Genomic DNA, 14,149 nt, shown 5'->3' with positions numbered 1-14,149 from the left:
TTGTTTGCTTTTACTCCTCCATCAACTTTCTATATCTACCCTTCTTAATCTCCTCATTGCCCAATCGGCGTGCTTTGTTGATCTCGTAATCGGAGAAACCGCCTTCGAAGAATACGACCTCGCCATTGCCTTCGAAAGCAAGGATGTGCGTACAAATACGATCGAGGAACCATCTGTCGTGGCTGATGACTACTGCACAACCTGCGAAAGCCTCTAAGCCTTCCTCAAGCGCACGTAGCGTATTCACGTCGATGTCGTTAGTTGGCTCATCGAGGAGTAACACATTGCCTTCCTGCTTGAGTGCTAATGCCAGTTGCAAGCGGTTGCGCTCACCACCAGAGAGTACTGAACAAAGCTTGCTCTGGTCGGTTCCTGAGAAGTTGAAACGTGAGAGATAAGCACGTGAATTGATGTCACGTCCACCCATACGAATCGTCTCGTTGCCTTGCGAAACTACGTCATAAACGGTCTTGTTAGGGTCTATGTCCTTGTGTTGCTGGTCTACATAAGCCAACTTAACAGTCTCACCCACCTCGAACGTACCGCCATCTACCTGCTCAAGTCCCATGATGAGGCGGAAGAGGGTGGTCTTTCCTGCACCATTAGGGCCGATGACACCAACGATACCATTGGGTGGCAACATGAAGTTAAGGTCGTTGAATAGCACCTTATCGCCAAACGCCTTCTTCACGTGCTGCGCCTCAATCACCTTATTACCGAGGCGTGGACCGTTCGGGATAAATATCTCTAACTTCTCTTCACGCTGCTTCTGTTCCTCGTTGAGCATTTGTTCGTATGAGTTCAAACGAGCCTTACCTTTTGCCTGTCGAGCCTTTGGTGCCATGCGAACCCACTCCAGTTCTCGCTCGAGAGTCTTACGTCTCTTCGATGCAGACTTCTCTTCCTGTTCCATGCGTTTGGTCTTTTGATCGAGCCACGAAGAGTAGTTTCCCTTCCAAGGAATCCCTTCCCCGCGGTCGAGTTCGAGTATCCATTCGCTCACATCATCTAGGAAGTAACGGTCGTGAGTGACGGCAATAACGGTGCCTTCATACTGCTGTAAGTGCTGTTCCAACCAGTCGATACTCTCTGCATCGAGGTGGTTGGTAGGCTCATCAAGCAGTAGAACGTCGGGCTTCTGTAGGAGTAATCGGCACAAGGCAACGCGTCTGCGCTCACCACCAGACAGATTCGTCACAGGCAAATCGCCCTTAGGACAGCGCAAGGCATCCATCGCCCGTTCCAGTCGGGAGTCGATGTTCCATGCGTCAGTAGCGTCGATGATGTCTTGAAGTTCAGCCTGTCTCTGCATGAGTTTATCCATCTTGTCGGCATCAGAGTAATACTCCTCCAAGCCGAACTTCACGTTGATATCGTCATACTCTTTGAGTGCGTCATAGATTTGTTGCACTCCCTCCATGACGTTCTCTTTGACGGTTTTACTCTCATCGAGCGGTGGATCCTGTGGTAGATAGCCCACCGAATAACCCGGACTCCACACAACTTCGCCCTGCGTAGGCTCTACGAGCCCTGCAATAATCTTCATTAAGGTGGACTTACCCGCACCATTAAGACCAATGATACCTATCTTTGCGCCGTAGAAGAACGATAGATAAATGTTCTTCAGGATTTGTTTTTGGTTCTGTGGGATGATCTTTGACACGCCCACCATTGAGAAGATAATCTTCTTGTCGTCAACTGTTGCCATTGAATGTACTGTTTTGTTTGGTGGACAAAGATAGCTAAAATAATCCGTATTGACAAATCAATAGCATTGCAGAAGGGCGTCTGCTCGAAATGAAGAGAGCCTTTCCTTCCTGCGAGAAGAGCCTCTCTTCGGGTGGAAGAGAGGCTCTCTTGAAATGGAGGGAACGCTCTATTGAATGCTTGTTTGTGTATGCTTTGTATATAAAGGTATTCTTTTCCTCTGTTTGTAAGGTGTTTATGACCGTGCAAATAATAAGAAGAATATTTAGTCAAGGTGCTCATTACACCAAGTTATGAGCGATGTTACTAATGGGAACAACTCTTTACCTGTTGTAGAGAGTACATATTTACCAGCCTTCTCAGTGATAATCTCGTCCTGTATTAATACCTGCAAGGAATTGGCGAGTTCGCTCTCAGGAACATCCCTTAGTAGTGTGTTGTATCCTTTCGAACCACTTGCACCGAGTAACTGGATAATCCACAGCGTGTCCGGTCGGCATATCCTAGCAAGGACATTACGTATCGGACACGTTGGAAATAAGGGGTCGGTTACCATTTAAGTGGCTCATTTAAGATATTGCCATCACTAGCGGGAGAATCACTCTCAACGAAGCTGTTTGCCTTATATTGTATGCAAAGCATGAGCAACTCGCCCTTACCTGTATTCTTCAATGCGCGTTTGCCTTCTGGAGCAACACGTATGATACTACCTTCAGAGACTGGGAATATATCGCCATCTACCTGATATTCGCCCTCACCTTTTAGTATGAAGTAAAGTTCCTCGTGCGTTTTATGTGTGTGCAAGAAGCCACTGTCTTGTCCTGGAACAAGTGTTTGGAATGATAACTCACTACCTGTTGCGTGTAAAGCCTGCCCTGCGAACACCTTACCGAGTATCTCAATCTCGCCCAGAGGGAGCACATAATCTTTGATCTCGTTGAGCTTTCCAACTGTTACTGCTGTGTAGTTCTTACCATCCTTAATTGTTTCAATCGTCTTCATAATGCTTTATTTGTTTAATTGTTATTATTTTGTTTTGACGATGCAAAGGTATAGTCTTTCATAGAATCGCACAAGTAGGCACGCAAAGGTCAGCCAGTTACCTCGAAGTAAGTAATGCGGTAAGTAGAGAGATTGCCGTTTCTTTGTTTTACATAGTTTAACTATAAAGTAAAAGGGAACGTTGACTTTAATGGTTACTTTTGTATAGTAATAAGACACATAGACGTTATTAGAAATGAATAGAAGTGATATTAGAGATGCTCTTTACCCTAATTGTCCTATCCGAAATGTGCTCTCTAGGGTAGGAGATAAGTGGTCAATGCTGGTGCTCTTCACCCTTGAGTCGAACGATAACCAACGCTTTAAAGAGTTGCAAAGGAATATCCCTGACATCTCTCAAAAGATGTTGACAGCAACGCTAAAGATGCTTGAGGCTGATGGACTCATTCGTCGTGAAGTCTTTCCAGAGGTACCACCTCGTGTGGAGTATTCGCTTACGAAGAAGGGAAAGAGTCTGTTGCCTCTGATTGATAATCTACTCTCGTGGGCAAGTGAGAATATGGAGGATATCATCGAGTCGAGGCGGAAGTTCTTGTTGAAATAAGTTTTCCACTATTATATAAAGGTATATAAACGAAAAGACTCCACCCATGGTGCGGTACTTATCCGACCATGAGTGGAGTCTTTTGTGATGTGTGTCTTATAGGTTATCAGGTATCTGCTTCTTCGGAGTAATCCCCAGCGTCTTCATCCCTTCGAGGCGTCTAATGATATTACCTTTGCCTTCGTTGAGTTGTCCCTTAGCCTTGTTGAAGTCTGATTGGAGCTTCTCAATACTCGTTCCAATCTTTACGAAGGTCTCACCGAAGGTCACGAACTTATCGTATAGATCGTTCGACTGGCGGAGAATCTCATCTACATTCTTATTCAATCGATAGTTCTGCCACATCGTGCGGGTCAGTTGCAATGCCATGAGGAGATTGCTCGGACTGAGTACGATGATATGCTTTCTGTAGGCGTATTGTAGGATAGAAGGGTCGGTCTTGAGGGCTGCGGAATAGCCACTCTCGTAGGGGATGAACATCAATACATAGCCGATACAACCGGGGACAATCTTCTCGTAGCCTTTAGCCGACAGCTCGTCGATGTGCTTCCTTACGGAGTTTACATGCTCTTTCAGCAATCGCTCCTGCTCTTCAGGGTCTGTTTCCTTTATTGCCGATTGGTAAGCTGTGAGCGAAACCTTCGAGTCGACGACTGCTCTCTCCTTATTCGGCAACTCGATAACAGCGTCTGGTCGGAAGTTATTACCCTCCTCGTCCTTGTAATTCTCTTGTAGGAAGAACTGCTGATCCTTAATAAGTCCGCAGTCTTCTAAGGTCTTTTCGAGAATCATCTCACCCCAGTCACCTTGCATCTTCGAGTCCCCCTTGAGTGCTTTCGTTAGTGAGGCGGCATCATTTCCAATGCGTTCTGTCTGCTCGCGAAGCTCCTTCACCGTTCGTTCTTGGTCTTCACGCATCGCCTTAATGGTCATTTCTTGCTCGGCATGAAGTCTCTTCATCGCCTCTTCGAAGGTTGTTTTGATCTCTGTTTTGTTAGCTGCTGTCTCCTTACTATTGTTTGTCACTGTCTGATTGAAAGCCTCCAAGCGGTCTTTCAAAGGCGTGAGTAAAGCCTCGAGACGCTCTTTATCAGCTGTATTCATCTTCTCTCGACTTTCTGAAAGCATCTGAGCCGCCATGTTACGCACCTCCTCTTGCAGCAACTTGTTCTTAGCCTCCGCCTGTTTCTGTAGTTCGTTACGTAATTCCTCATTATGTTTGCGCTCTGCTTCCAGGCGTTGGGTGTAGCTGTTCTTGACCTCTTCTAATTGTCGGTCAGCCGCCTCTTTCGTTGCAGTCACCTGTTGTGTCGCATTCTCTTTAGCGATAGCAAGGCGATCCTCTATGCTCTTCTGTTCCGCTTCCAGCTGACTGCGGAGTGCTGCCAGTTGCTCATTTGCTTTGCTCACATCCTGTGTCATCTTGCCTTTTAGCCACAAGAACGAGATGACGAAACCGATGATAAGTCCCAGAATTAAGTATATTATCTCCATAAATCTTATAGTTGTTTATTTGTTACTAAGTTCATTTTCAACACTGAATACACAGATGAAAGGAAGTCATGGAGACTCCTTTTATCTGTGTATTCAGTGTTGAAAATGAGCAAATAGGGATGAGTTTGATAGATTATATCCCCTCTTCAAGAGAAGAAGAGGGGATGAATAGCACTTGTTAGTCTTGGAAGTAAACCCGCTTCACACGGTTACTAATGGTGGTGAGAACCTCGTATGGAATCGTTTCTAATACATCACTAAGGACTGTAACAGGTAGGTGGTCACCGAAAATCTCAACGCTATCGCCCTCCTTACAATCGATACCTGTAACGTCAATCATCGCTACGTCCATGCAAATATTGCCTACATACTCAGCCTTCTGACCATTTACCAAGCAATAACAATGGCGATTCCCAAGGTGGCGATTGAGCCCATCTGCATAGCCAATAGGTATTGCTGCGATGACACTATCATGGTCGATTGTACCCTTACGAGAGTATCCTACCGTGTCACCAGCAGGCACATGGCGGAGCTGAAGGATGGTAGTTTTGAGCGTAGAAACATTGTTGATAATCTTATTGGTGCGTGGATTGATACCATAAAGACCCAATCCTAGCCTACACATATCTAGTTGACGTGCTGGGAAGTGTTCGATACCTGATGAGTTATCCATGTGTCGGATAATCTTGTGTTTGAATGCTGCTTGCAGCTTCTTACTACCCTCGTCGAATAAAGCAAACTGCTTGGCAGAGAACTCATCGAAGCTATCTGCATCAGAGCCAACGAAGTGAGAGAAGACAGAACGTGGTATGATTGCATTCTGATGTTTAAGTCTATCAATCAATTCATTCATGTCTTTCTGTGGATCAAAGCCCAATCTGTGCATACCAGTATCGAGTTTGATATGAACAGGGAAGCCTGTTATGCCTTCCTTTTGAGCGGCTTTGACGAGTGTATCAAGGAGTCGGAAACTGTAAACTTCAGGCTCAAGATCATAATCAAAGAGCGTCTTGAAAGATGACATCTCTGGGTTCATAATCATGATGTTACTTGTAATACCATTCTTACGGAGTGTTACCCCCTCATCAGCCACAGCCACAGCAAGGTAATCGACACGATGATCTTGTAACGTCTTAGCAATCTCTACGGCTCCAGCTCCATAAGCATCAGCCTTGATCATACACACTAGTTTGGTCTCAGCCTTCATAAAGGAACGGTACCAGTTGAGGTTATCTACCACCGCATTGAGGTTTACCTCCAATACAGTCTCATGTACTTTCTTTACCAATAGTTCGGTGAGATGGTCAAAACCAAACTGTCTTGCACCCTTTAAAAGGATCACTTCATCGTGCAAGTTAGCAAATACCTCGCTATGAATGAAGGCATTGATAGTAGCAAAGAAATGCTTTTCTCCTAAATGCTTAAAGGCATTGCGCTCTGCTAAAAGCCCTTCGCCAATACCGATGAACTTATTAACTCCACGCTTCTCACATAGGAATGCCACCTTATTATATAGTTCCTTATCCTCCTCACCACTCTGAAGTATATCACTCAATATCAGTGTTCTCTTGCGTCCCTTATGGTCAGGACGACGATTCATGAAGTCGAGTGCAATGTCAAGTGAGTTATAATCAGAGTTGTAAGAATCGTTGATAAGCGTGCAACCATGCTGTCCCTCTTTCACTTCCAATCGCATAGCAACAGGTTCCAATTGTGCCATTCGCTCTGCAAGAGCAGCCTGCGTCACACCTAAATGTAGTGCAACAACAGCACAAGTGATAGAGTTCTCCACACTTGCATCATCGATAAATGGGAGCTTATATTGGGCTTCTTTCCCACCTTTCCATGTGTAAGTAACGGTAGTCTCAATGTCCTTCTTCTCAATAGACTTTATATAGAATGCTGCGTCCGTATGCTTTATTGACCAACTAAGTTGCTCACCTTGGTAGTTATATTGAGCCAAGCAATGTGTCAGAATATCGTCATCCATGGAATAGACAATCGCTTGCGTGTCATGGAAAAGACATAATTTCTCCATACATTTAGCCTCTATGGAAGGGAAGTTCTCTTGGTGAGCTGTACCCAAACTAGTGAATACGCCGATGGTAGGTTGTATGATGTCACGCAGTGCCATCATCTCTCCTGGCTTACTGATACCCGCTTCGAACACACCTACTTGGGTGTTTTCATTGAGTAACCAAACCGACAAAGGAACACCAATCTGAGAGTTATAACTTCTTGGCGAACGCGTTACCACCATTTGAGGAGATAGTAGTTGATAAAGCCACTCCTTAACCATTGTCTTGCCATTAGAGCCTGTTATGCCCACAATCGGTATGAGGAACTCATCGCGATGACGCTCTGCTAAACGCTGCAAAGCCTCTAGGCTGCCCACAACCTTTAGGAAGTTTGAACCCGAGTAGAGCGTTTCCCAGTTATCTGGAACTACTTCTACTACGAAGTTCCTAACGCCCCTTGCATATAGTTCTGGTATATAGTTATGACCATCATTGCGCTCTGTTTTGAGTGCAAAGAATAATGTTTCTTCGGGGAAACATAGTGATCGACTGTCGGTAAGAACAAAGCTGATATTAGCATCAGTATCACCATAACGGCGTGCACCAATGAGCGTCGTTACTTTCTCAATAGTATAATTCATTACTATCCTAATTGTTTTAATCTCATGCAAAGATAATCAAAACTATCAATACAACATCTTATCTAAGCCGTTTTTTCTTACTTATTGATAAAGAATCTACCGATGGGAGCAATCTGGGCAGATTCCTTTAATCATATAGTTAACGGCTGTCTGCCTATAGCCAACAGGTAAATTAACTTGCGGAACGGGTATTTCATTGAGGCAGAAGGTACGATGGCAGTGTTCACAATAGAAGTGTACATGTATGTCTTCGTCCTCTTCTTCACTGTGACTATGGCATAGTTCGTAACGCACAATATCGTTACCATCCTCCATTTGATGTACTAGATGGTGGCTTTTAAAGAGTGATAATGTGCGGAAGATACTCGACTTATCCATCGTGAGGAGCATTGTTTCCAACTCTTTCATAGATATGGGATAATCTAGCGTGGACATTATCTTTGCTATCAATATTCGGTTTGCTGTTAGTTTAATACCATGTTGCTCCAGTAAACCTTCTATCTGTTTTTCATTCATTTTAGCTTTGTTTCAGTTATTACTCGTCTAGTTCTAAGTCAGGATATAGCTGCTTTAACCATTGAATCTTCTCTTTGGTCTTCTGCATAAAGAGCCGATAAGCCTCCGAATCGGGATTGAATGGGCGATGTCCTAACGCCTCCTTAATAGGACGCCAAGCCTCCAGGAACTTCTTAGCTTCCGATGAGAAGCAAGTCTCAACGAGCCGTTCCCAGATGTATTCAACGGCTTGTTCGTTAGGATGTAACATATCCGCTTTATAGAAGCGATAGTCTCTCAGCTCATCATTCACTATCTCGTAAGCAGGGAAATAATAGACCGCCTCGCCTTCTTCTTGTGCTAGTTTATCAGCTGCCAAAAGTAATGTTGCCTTTGACAACTGGCTCCCGTGAAAGCCATATTTTGCATATCTTATCGGACTAACAGTCACTATCACCTTCACATTTGGGTTTTGTTTCCTTAATAAATGGATGGCTTCACGTAGGGCATTAGCCGATTCGTCAATCGTTAACTCCTGTTCGTTGAAAAGGTTTTGAGGGCGTTTTTGACAATTATCCACGATCTCTCCCGTAGCTTTCTCTATGTAGACATGGTTCGTCCCAAGCGTGAATACCACGATATCAAACACCTGATTGGATAGTTTCTGTACCGTGTGAAGGATGGAAACAGGGTTGTACATCACCCCAAAAGGGTTGACTATTGTGCGAAACTTCTCCTCTTTGAATCGCTTCCCGATGTTATCTGCAAAGCAAGAACCCACAAAGAGGACTCTTTCGCAGGGCTTGAACGAGAAGTTCGGAATAGGGATGTCAATAGTAGTTCGGAATATCATAAAGGTAAGATAACTTATTCTTTGTATTGAAGAGGGCGTTTCCTTGCTATGAAGGAAGCCTCTCTTTGATGGGAAGAAACGCCCTCTTTAATATAAGGAAGGCGTCTCCTTAGAGGAACCCCTGCTGTCTTAGTGCTTCAAGCAAGCCCACAGACATAGCCTCGTTATCCTTCTTTGTATAACGAATATCGGTATATACCTGTGCAAGTGTTTCTTTTTTGTTCAGTTCAACGAAGTCCTTATTCTCTTTCAAGTTCTCCTTTTGCATGTAAAACTCGTCTATTCTCTCGGGTGTATAATCGTTGTAAGTCTCATTGTGAATAATACTTTTCAATGGCAAACGATCGGTCTGCTTGGGTGTTTCAGCAGCCCATCCCAAGGTGATAGTAGCAACAGGCATTACCAAACGAGGCAACTCGAGTGCTTCAATTAACGCTTTTGGACTATAGATCGTAGTACCCAGGAAGCAGGTTCCCAAGCCCCTTTCTTCAGCGAGATTACAGAAAGTTTGGCAATAAAGAAGGGCATCTGTCGCCGCATTTAGGAATGATAAGAAGTTATCATAACCAGGTGTTCCCTTTCTTTGTGTTGCCCATGAGGTTGTTCGACGATAGTCCGCACAGAAGGTAAGAACGACTGGTGCCTCTGTAACCATTGGTTGATTGAAGTGTGCCGGAGCGATCTTCTTCTTTATTTCCAGGCTTCGGGTGATAACGACCGAATAGAGTTGCAGGTTGCCCATAGTTGGTGTTCTCTCTGCAACCGATAGGAGTTCTCTTAACAAGTCATCCGATACATCCTCTTGAGAATATCGTCTTATAGTTCTTCTTGAATTGATAGTTTCCATTGCTAATAACTTTGTTTCGACAAAGTTAAGCAAATGTTTTAGAATTAAGAAAACAATTCGTAACTTCGCAGTCGTTAATTTTCTAAAAACGACAATGGTGATCAATCAAACTTACTCATTCGATGAGGCCTACCAGACTTCACTGGCTTACTTTAATGGAGATGAGCTTGCCGCTCGTGTCTGGGTGAACAAGTATGCAATGAAGGATAGCTTTGGTAATATTTATGAGAAGTCTCCAGAGCAGATGCACAGACGTATAGCAAAGGAGATAGCTCGTGTTGAGAATAAGTATAAGAATCCCTTAACAGAAGAAGAGATATTCAATCTTTTGGATCATTTCCGGTACATTATTCCAGCTGGAAGTCCGATGACTGGAATCGGTAATGACCATCAGATAGCATCGTTATCCAACTGTTTTGTGATTGGATTAGATGGTGATGCCGATTCTTATGGGGCTATCATGCGTATAGACGAAGAGCAGGTTCAACTGATGAAACGCCGTGGAGGCGTTGGTCATGACCTAAGTCACATTCGTCCAAAGGGCTCACCTGTTCATAACTCTGCCCTTACCTCTACTGGACTTGTCCCTTTCATGGAACGCTACTCCAATAGTACAAGGGAGGTTGCACAGGATGGTCGTCGTGGTGCATTGATGCTCTCTGTGAGTATTAAACACCCAGACTCTGAGGCGTTCATAGACGCTAAAATGGAGGAAGGGAAGGTCACTGGGGCTAATGTGTCAGTGAAGATTACAGATGAGTTCATGCAGGCTGCTGTTGATGACAAGCCTTATGTACAGCAGTTTCCAATAGATTCTACAGAACCAAAGTTTACCAATGAGGTATCAGCAAAGGCTCTTTGGGAGAAGATAGTACATAATGCTTGGAAGAGCGCAGAGCCTGGCGTGCTCTTTTGGGATACCATTATTCGTGAGAGCATACCTGATTGTTATGCAGACTTAGGTTTCCGCACGGTCTCAACTAACCCTTGTGGTGAGATTCCTTTGTGCCCTTATGATAGCTGTCGATTGCTCTCGTTGAATCTATACTCTTATGTTATAGATCCGTTCACAGACCATGCTCGCTTCGACTTCGATCTCTTTAGCAAGCATGCACAGCTAGCACAACGTATTATGGATGATATCGTTGATTTAGAGATGGAGAAGATTGATCTTATCATGGCAAAGGTTAAGAGCGATCCACAAGCTGATGAAGTGAAGGAAGCCGAGTACCATCTTTGGGAGAAGATAAAGGATAAGAGCGGTAAAGGTCGTCGAACGGGAGTGGGCATAACAGCCGAAGGAGATATGATAGCTGCAATGGGGTTACGTTATGGAACACAGACTGCTACCGATTTTGCAGTCGATGTTCATCGTGCGTTGGCGTTGAATGCTTATCGCTCTTCCGTTCGAATGGCAGAGGAGCGTGGAGCCTTTGCTATCTATGATGCAAAGCGTGAGGAGCATAACCCCTTCATACTCCGCTTGAAGGAAGCTGATGCACAACTTTATGAGGAGATGATACGTTACGGGCGTCGCAATATAGCCTGTTTAACGATTGCTCCAACCGGTACTACGTCCTTAATGACACAAACTACTTCGGGTATAGAACCCGTCTTTATGCCTGTGTATAAGCGTCGCCGAAAGGTGAACCCAAATGATGCTGATGTGCATGTAGACTTTGTTGATGAGGTTGGAGACTCCTTCGAAGAGTACATCGTGTACCATCGTAAGTTCCTAACTTGGATGGAAGCGAATGGTATTGATACTCAAAAGAAGTACAGCCAAGAAGAGATTGACGAGTTGGTAAAGCGTTCACCTTATTATAAAGCTACAGCCAACGATGTTGATTGGCTGATGAAAGTACGTATGCAGGGTGCCATTCAGAAGTGGGTTGACCACTCGATTTCAGTGACAGTGAACCTCCCTAACAGCGTTGATGAGGCTCTTGTCAATAAGTTATACGTTGAGGCTTGGCGTAGCGGATGCAAAGGTTGCACCATATATCGTGATGGTAGCAGGTCCGGAGTGATGATATCTGTTTCTAAGAAAGATAAGAAGAAAGAGAATAACTCTGCCGAAGAAGAGAAGGAGAAAGATTTAACTTCTGCTGAAGAACATCACGAACATGTATGTAGCCGACCACAGGTAATGGAGGTTAGACCTAAGGAACTCGAGTGTGATGTGGTACGTTTTCAGAATAACAAGGAGAAGTGGGTTGCCTTTGTTGGGCTGTTGGATGGTTATCCTTATGAGATATTTACGGGGCTTCAAGACGATGAGGAAGGTATTGCCTTACCAAAGAGTGTTACCAAGGGAAAGATCATCAAGCAGACAGCAGAGGATGGTAGTCATCGTTACGACTTCCAGTTTGAGAATAAGCGAGGCTATAAGACAACTGTTGAAGGGCTGTCGGAGAAGTTCAATCCAGAGTATTGGAACTATGCAAAGCTCATCTCTGGTGTGCTTCGTTACCGTATGCCGATAGACCATGTCATAAAGCTTGTAGGCTCATTGCAGCTTAAGAACGAGAGTATTAACACTTGGAAGAATGGTGTAGAACGTGCTTTGAAAAAATATGTAACCGATGGTACGAAGGCATCAGGGCTCTGTTGTCCAGTTTGTGGACAGGAGACTCTTGTTTACCAAGAGGGATGCTTGATTTGTACTAATTGTGGTGCTTCTCGTTGTGGGTAATTTTATGGGGTGTATTAGGTGCTTATAGGGCACTTAATACACTTTCTTTGTATCTTTAAAACTAATGTTTAATAATGGAATTAACGTCTACTTATATTCTTTTACAGGGTCTTCAATATCATGCTTTTATAGGAGTTGGGGAACAAGAACAGGTTGTTGGCAATGATTATGTGCTTGATCTTCGATTGGGTTACCCCTTTGCTGCAGCCATGAAGAGTGATGATATTGATGATACATTAAATTATGCAGATGTCTTCAATATAGTTTCCGATGTTATGAAGCAACCCTCGAAACTATTGGAAGCAGCAGCTGGAAAAATAGTAAATGAGTTGTTGGCACGATACATACAGCTTGAGAGTATTGACTTGAAATTGGTGAAGAAGAATCCACCAATGAGCGCAGATTGTCATAGTGCAGGCATTGAATTACACTTAATAAATGATAAAACCAAGGTTTAGAACTAAGGTTTCCAAATGAAAAACCGTATCTTTGTCCCCTAAATAATTAAGTATGTTTAAGAAAATAACGCTTTTCATTGTTTTCTTTGTATTGTTTGTGGCTACTTCATGGGCTGCAAATGGGCGCTTCACACTTGTTATTGATGCTGGTCATGGAGGTCATGACGCTGGTGCTTTAGGTGCTATTTCTAAAGAGAAAGACATTAATTTGAATGTAGCATTAGCCTTTGGACGTTATGTGGAGCAAAACTTACCCGACGTGCAAGTGATTTATACGCGCAAGACGGATGTATTTATCCCACTGCATCAGCGTGCTGATATAGCTAATAAGGCTAAAGCTGACCTTTTTATATCGGTACACACAAATTCAGTAGTGCCTGGTCATTATGCTAAAGGATTTCAAGTTTATACTCTAGGTATGCACCGTGCGAAGGATAACCTTGATGTTGCGATGCGCGAGAACTCGGTTATTTCGATGGAGAAAGGCTACCAACAGACTTATCAAGGCTTTGATCCGAAATCTTCCGAAAGCTATATTATGTTTGAGTTCATGCAGAATTCAAACATGGAAAAGAGTGTAGAGCTGGCTAGGTTAATACAACGTTCGGTATGTTCTAGTGCTAATCGCATTGATAAAGGTGTACATCAAGCAGGTTTCTTGGTGTTGCGTGAGAGTTATATGCCTAGTTGTCTGATAGAATTAGGCTTTATTACTGCAGCAGATGAGGAGGAATTCTTAAATAGTCCAGATGGTATTGACGCCATGGCAAAGGGGATTTACAATGCCTTTGTCAAGTATAAGAATATGTACGACACGCATATCGTTGTACCATATAAGTCTGCAGATAATAGGAGAATTAGTGTTACTAGAGTTATTCCGGCACCTCCAACAGGTCAAATGAATCTAGTTACCCCTTCTACAAAGCCCCAGCAAACAAAGAAGTCTATTGCTAAAAAGGCGATAAAAGAGACTCCTAAAAAAGAAGCAACGCCTGTTCCAACAAAGGGAACAACTACTGATGGGAAAAAAGACAATAAGGCTAGTGTATCTGTAAATGCACCGATTTTTAAAGTACAGGTTATCGCTTCAAATCGTCAGTTGCGTTCTGGTTGCGAACAATTCAAAGGACATAAGGATATAGAATGTGTACAAGAAGGCTCGTTCTATAAGTATACAATAGGTAGCAGTACTAACTATAATGAGATTGCACGGCTTCGAGAAAAATTGAAAAAAGACTTTCCTCAGGCATTTGTTATTGCTTATAAAGGGGGAAATCGCATGGATACGAACGAGGCTATTAATGAGTTTTTAAAGAATAAAAAGAATAAGTAAAG

General features: G+C 43.5%; 12 protein-coding genes. 4 read left to right on the top strand and 8 right to left on the bottom strand.

Annotated features, from left to right (window positions below; all coding sequences use genetic code 11):
- Positions 1–10: 10 nt before the first annotated feature.
- The 3 genes from ettA to F0475_RS07725 all read right to left on the bottom strand — a co-directional run bounded on the left by ettA (position 11) and on the right by F0475_RS07725 (position 2,709).
- Positions 11–1,708, bottom strand: coding sequence for an energy-dependent translational throttle protein EttA (gene ettA / locus F0475_RS07735; protein ID WP_155716178.1), 1,698 nt, complete (start codon positions 1,706–1,708; stop codon positions 11–13).
- Positions 1,709–1,972: 264 nt separating this feature from the next.
- Positions 1,973–2,263 carry a winged helix-turn-helix transcriptional regulator gene (locus F0475_RS07730; RefSeq protein ID WP_155716177.1) on the bottom strand — a complete coding sequence of 97 codons (291 nt, stop codon included), beginning with the start codon at positions 2,261–2,263 and terminating at the stop codon, positions 1,973–1,975.
- Positions 2,257–2,709: a cupin domain-containing protein gene (locus F0475_RS07725; RefSeq protein ID WP_155716176.1), complete on the bottom strand. Its 453-nt coding sequence runs from the start codon at positions 2,707–2,709 to the stop codon at positions 2,257–2,259. Before F0475_RS07725 ends, F0475_RS07730 begins: the two co-directional genes overlap by 7 nt.
- A 235-nt stretch (positions 2,710–2,944) precedes the next feature.
- On the opposite strand from F0475_RS07725, the gene F0475_RS07720 reads away from it, so the two are divergent.
- Positions 2,945–3,313 (top strand): winged helix-turn-helix transcriptional regulator, encoded by a 369-nt coding sequence (locus F0475_RS07720; RefSeq protein WP_004384302.1) that lies wholly within the window; start codon positions 2,945–2,947, stop codon positions 3,311–3,313.
- Positions 3,314–3,409: 96 nt separating this feature from the next.
- Here F0475_RS07720 and rmuC read toward each other — a convergent pair whose 3' ends face one another.
- From rmuC to F0475_RS07695, 5 genes are all read right to left on the bottom strand, one after another.
- Positions 3,410–4,807: a DNA recombination protein RmuC gene (gene rmuC, locus F0475_RS07715; RefSeq protein WP_155716175.1), complete on the bottom strand. Its 1,398-nt coding sequence runs from the start codon at positions 4,805–4,807 to the stop codon at positions 3,410–3,412.
- A gap of 178 nt (positions 4,808–4,985) precedes the next feature.
- The gene (locus tag F0475_RS07710) at positions 4,986–7,466 is read right to left on the bottom strand and encodes a bifunctional UDP-N-acetylmuramoyl-tripeptide:D-alanyl-D-alanine ligase/alanine racemase (RefSeq protein WP_155716174.1); all 2,481 of its coding nucleotides are present in this window, start codon (positions 7,464–7,466) and stop codon (positions 4,986–4,988) included.
- Positions 7,467–7,562: 96 nt separating this feature from the next.
- Positions 7,563–7,982: a Fur family transcriptional regulator gene (locus F0475_RS07705; RefSeq protein WP_155716173.1), complete on the bottom strand. Its 420-nt coding sequence runs from the start codon at positions 7,980–7,982 to the stop codon at positions 7,563–7,565.
- Positions 7,983–8,001: 19 nt separating this feature from the next.
- Positions 8,002–8,814, bottom strand: a complete 813-nt coding sequence (locus F0475_RS07700) for a GSCFA domain-containing protein (protein WP_155716172.1) — start codon at positions 8,812–8,814, stop codon at positions 8,002–8,004.
- 109 nt (positions 8,815–8,923) lie between these two features.
- Positions 8,924–9,661 (bottom strand): nitroreductase family protein, encoded by a 738-nt coding sequence (locus tag F0475_RS07695; protein ID WP_155716171.1) that lies wholly within the window; start codon positions 9,659–9,661, stop codon positions 8,924–8,926.
- A gap of 94 nt (positions 9,662–9,755) precedes the next feature.
- On the opposite strand from F0475_RS07695, the gene F0475_RS07690 reads away from it, so the two are divergent.
- From F0475_RS07690 to F0475_RS07680, 3 genes are all read left to right on the top strand, one after another.
- Entirely contained in the window at positions 9,756–12,356 is a 2,601-nt protein-coding gene (locus F0475_RS07690) for an adenosylcobalamin-dependent ribonucleoside-diphosphate reductase (protein WP_155716170.1), read from the top strand.
- 74 nt (positions 12,357–12,430) lie between these two features.
- The gene (gene folB / locus F0475_RS07685) at positions 12,431–12,814 is read left to right on the top strand and encodes a dihydroneopterin aldolase (RefSeq protein ID WP_155716169.1); all 384 of its coding nucleotides are present in this window, start codon (positions 12,431–12,433) and stop codon (positions 12,812–12,814) included.
- A 52-nt stretch (positions 12,815–12,866) separates the two neighbouring features.
- Entirely contained in the window at positions 12,867–14,147 is a 1,281-nt protein-coding gene (locus tag F0475_RS07680) for an N-acetylmuramoyl-L-alanine amidase family protein (protein ID WP_155716168.1), read from the top strand.
- Positions 14,148–14,149 lie beyond the last annotated feature (2 nt).

The organism is Prevotella vespertina, from assembly GCF_009728485.1.
In the GTDB taxonomy this organism is placed as follows: Bacteria; Bacteroidota; Bacteroidia; order Bacteroidales; family Bacteroidaceae; genus Prevotella; species Prevotella vespertina.
This window is presented reverse-complemented; position numbering and strand designations above follow the sequence as displayed.

Excerpts from the sequence above, each read along its gene's own strand:
- ettA (WP_155716178.1), bottom strand. The coding sequence starts at position 1,708 with ATGGCAACAGTTGACGACAAGAAGATTATCTTCTCAATGGTGGGCGTG.
- F0475_RS07730 (WP_155716177.1), bottom strand. The coding sequence starts at position 2,263 with ATGGTAACCGACCCCTTATTTCCAACGTGTCCGATACGTAATGTCCTT.
- F0475_RS07725 (WP_155716176.1), bottom strand. The coding sequence starts at position 2,709 with ATGAAGACGATTGAAACAATTAAGGATGGTAAGAACTACACAGCAGTA.
- F0475_RS07720 (WP_004384302.1), top strand. The coding sequence starts at position 2,945 with ATGAATAGAAGTGATATTAGAGATGCTCTTTACCCTAATTGTCCTATC.
- rmuC (WP_155716175.1), bottom strand. The coding sequence starts at position 4,807 with ATGGAGATAATATACTTAATTCTGGGACTTATCATCGGTTTCGTCATC.
- F0475_RS07710 (WP_155716174.1), bottom strand. The coding sequence starts at position 7,466 with ATGAATTATACTATTGAGAAAGTAACGACGCTCATTGGTGCACGCCGT.
- F0475_RS07705 (WP_155716173.1), bottom strand. The coding sequence starts at position 7,982 with ATGAATGAAAAACAGATAGAAGGTTTACTGGAGCAACATGGTATTAAA.
- F0475_RS07700 (WP_155716172.1), bottom strand. The coding sequence starts at position 8,814 with ATGATATTCCGAACTACTATTGACATCCCTATTCCGAACTTCTCGTTC.
- F0475_RS07695 (WP_155716171.1), bottom strand. The coding sequence starts at position 9,661 with ATGGAAACTATCAATTCAAGAAGAACTATAAGACGATATTCTCAAGAG.
- F0475_RS07690 (WP_155716170.1), top strand. The coding sequence starts at position 9,756 with ATGGTGATCAATCAAACTTACTCATTCGATGAGGCCTACCAGACTTCA.
- folB (WP_155716169.1), top strand. The coding sequence starts at position 12,431 with ATGGAATTAACGTCTACTTATATTCTTTTACAGGGTCTTCAATATCAT.
- F0475_RS07680 (WP_155716168.1), top strand. The coding sequence starts at position 12,867 with ATGTTTAAGAAAATAACGCTTTTCATTGTTTTCTTTGTATTGTTTGTG.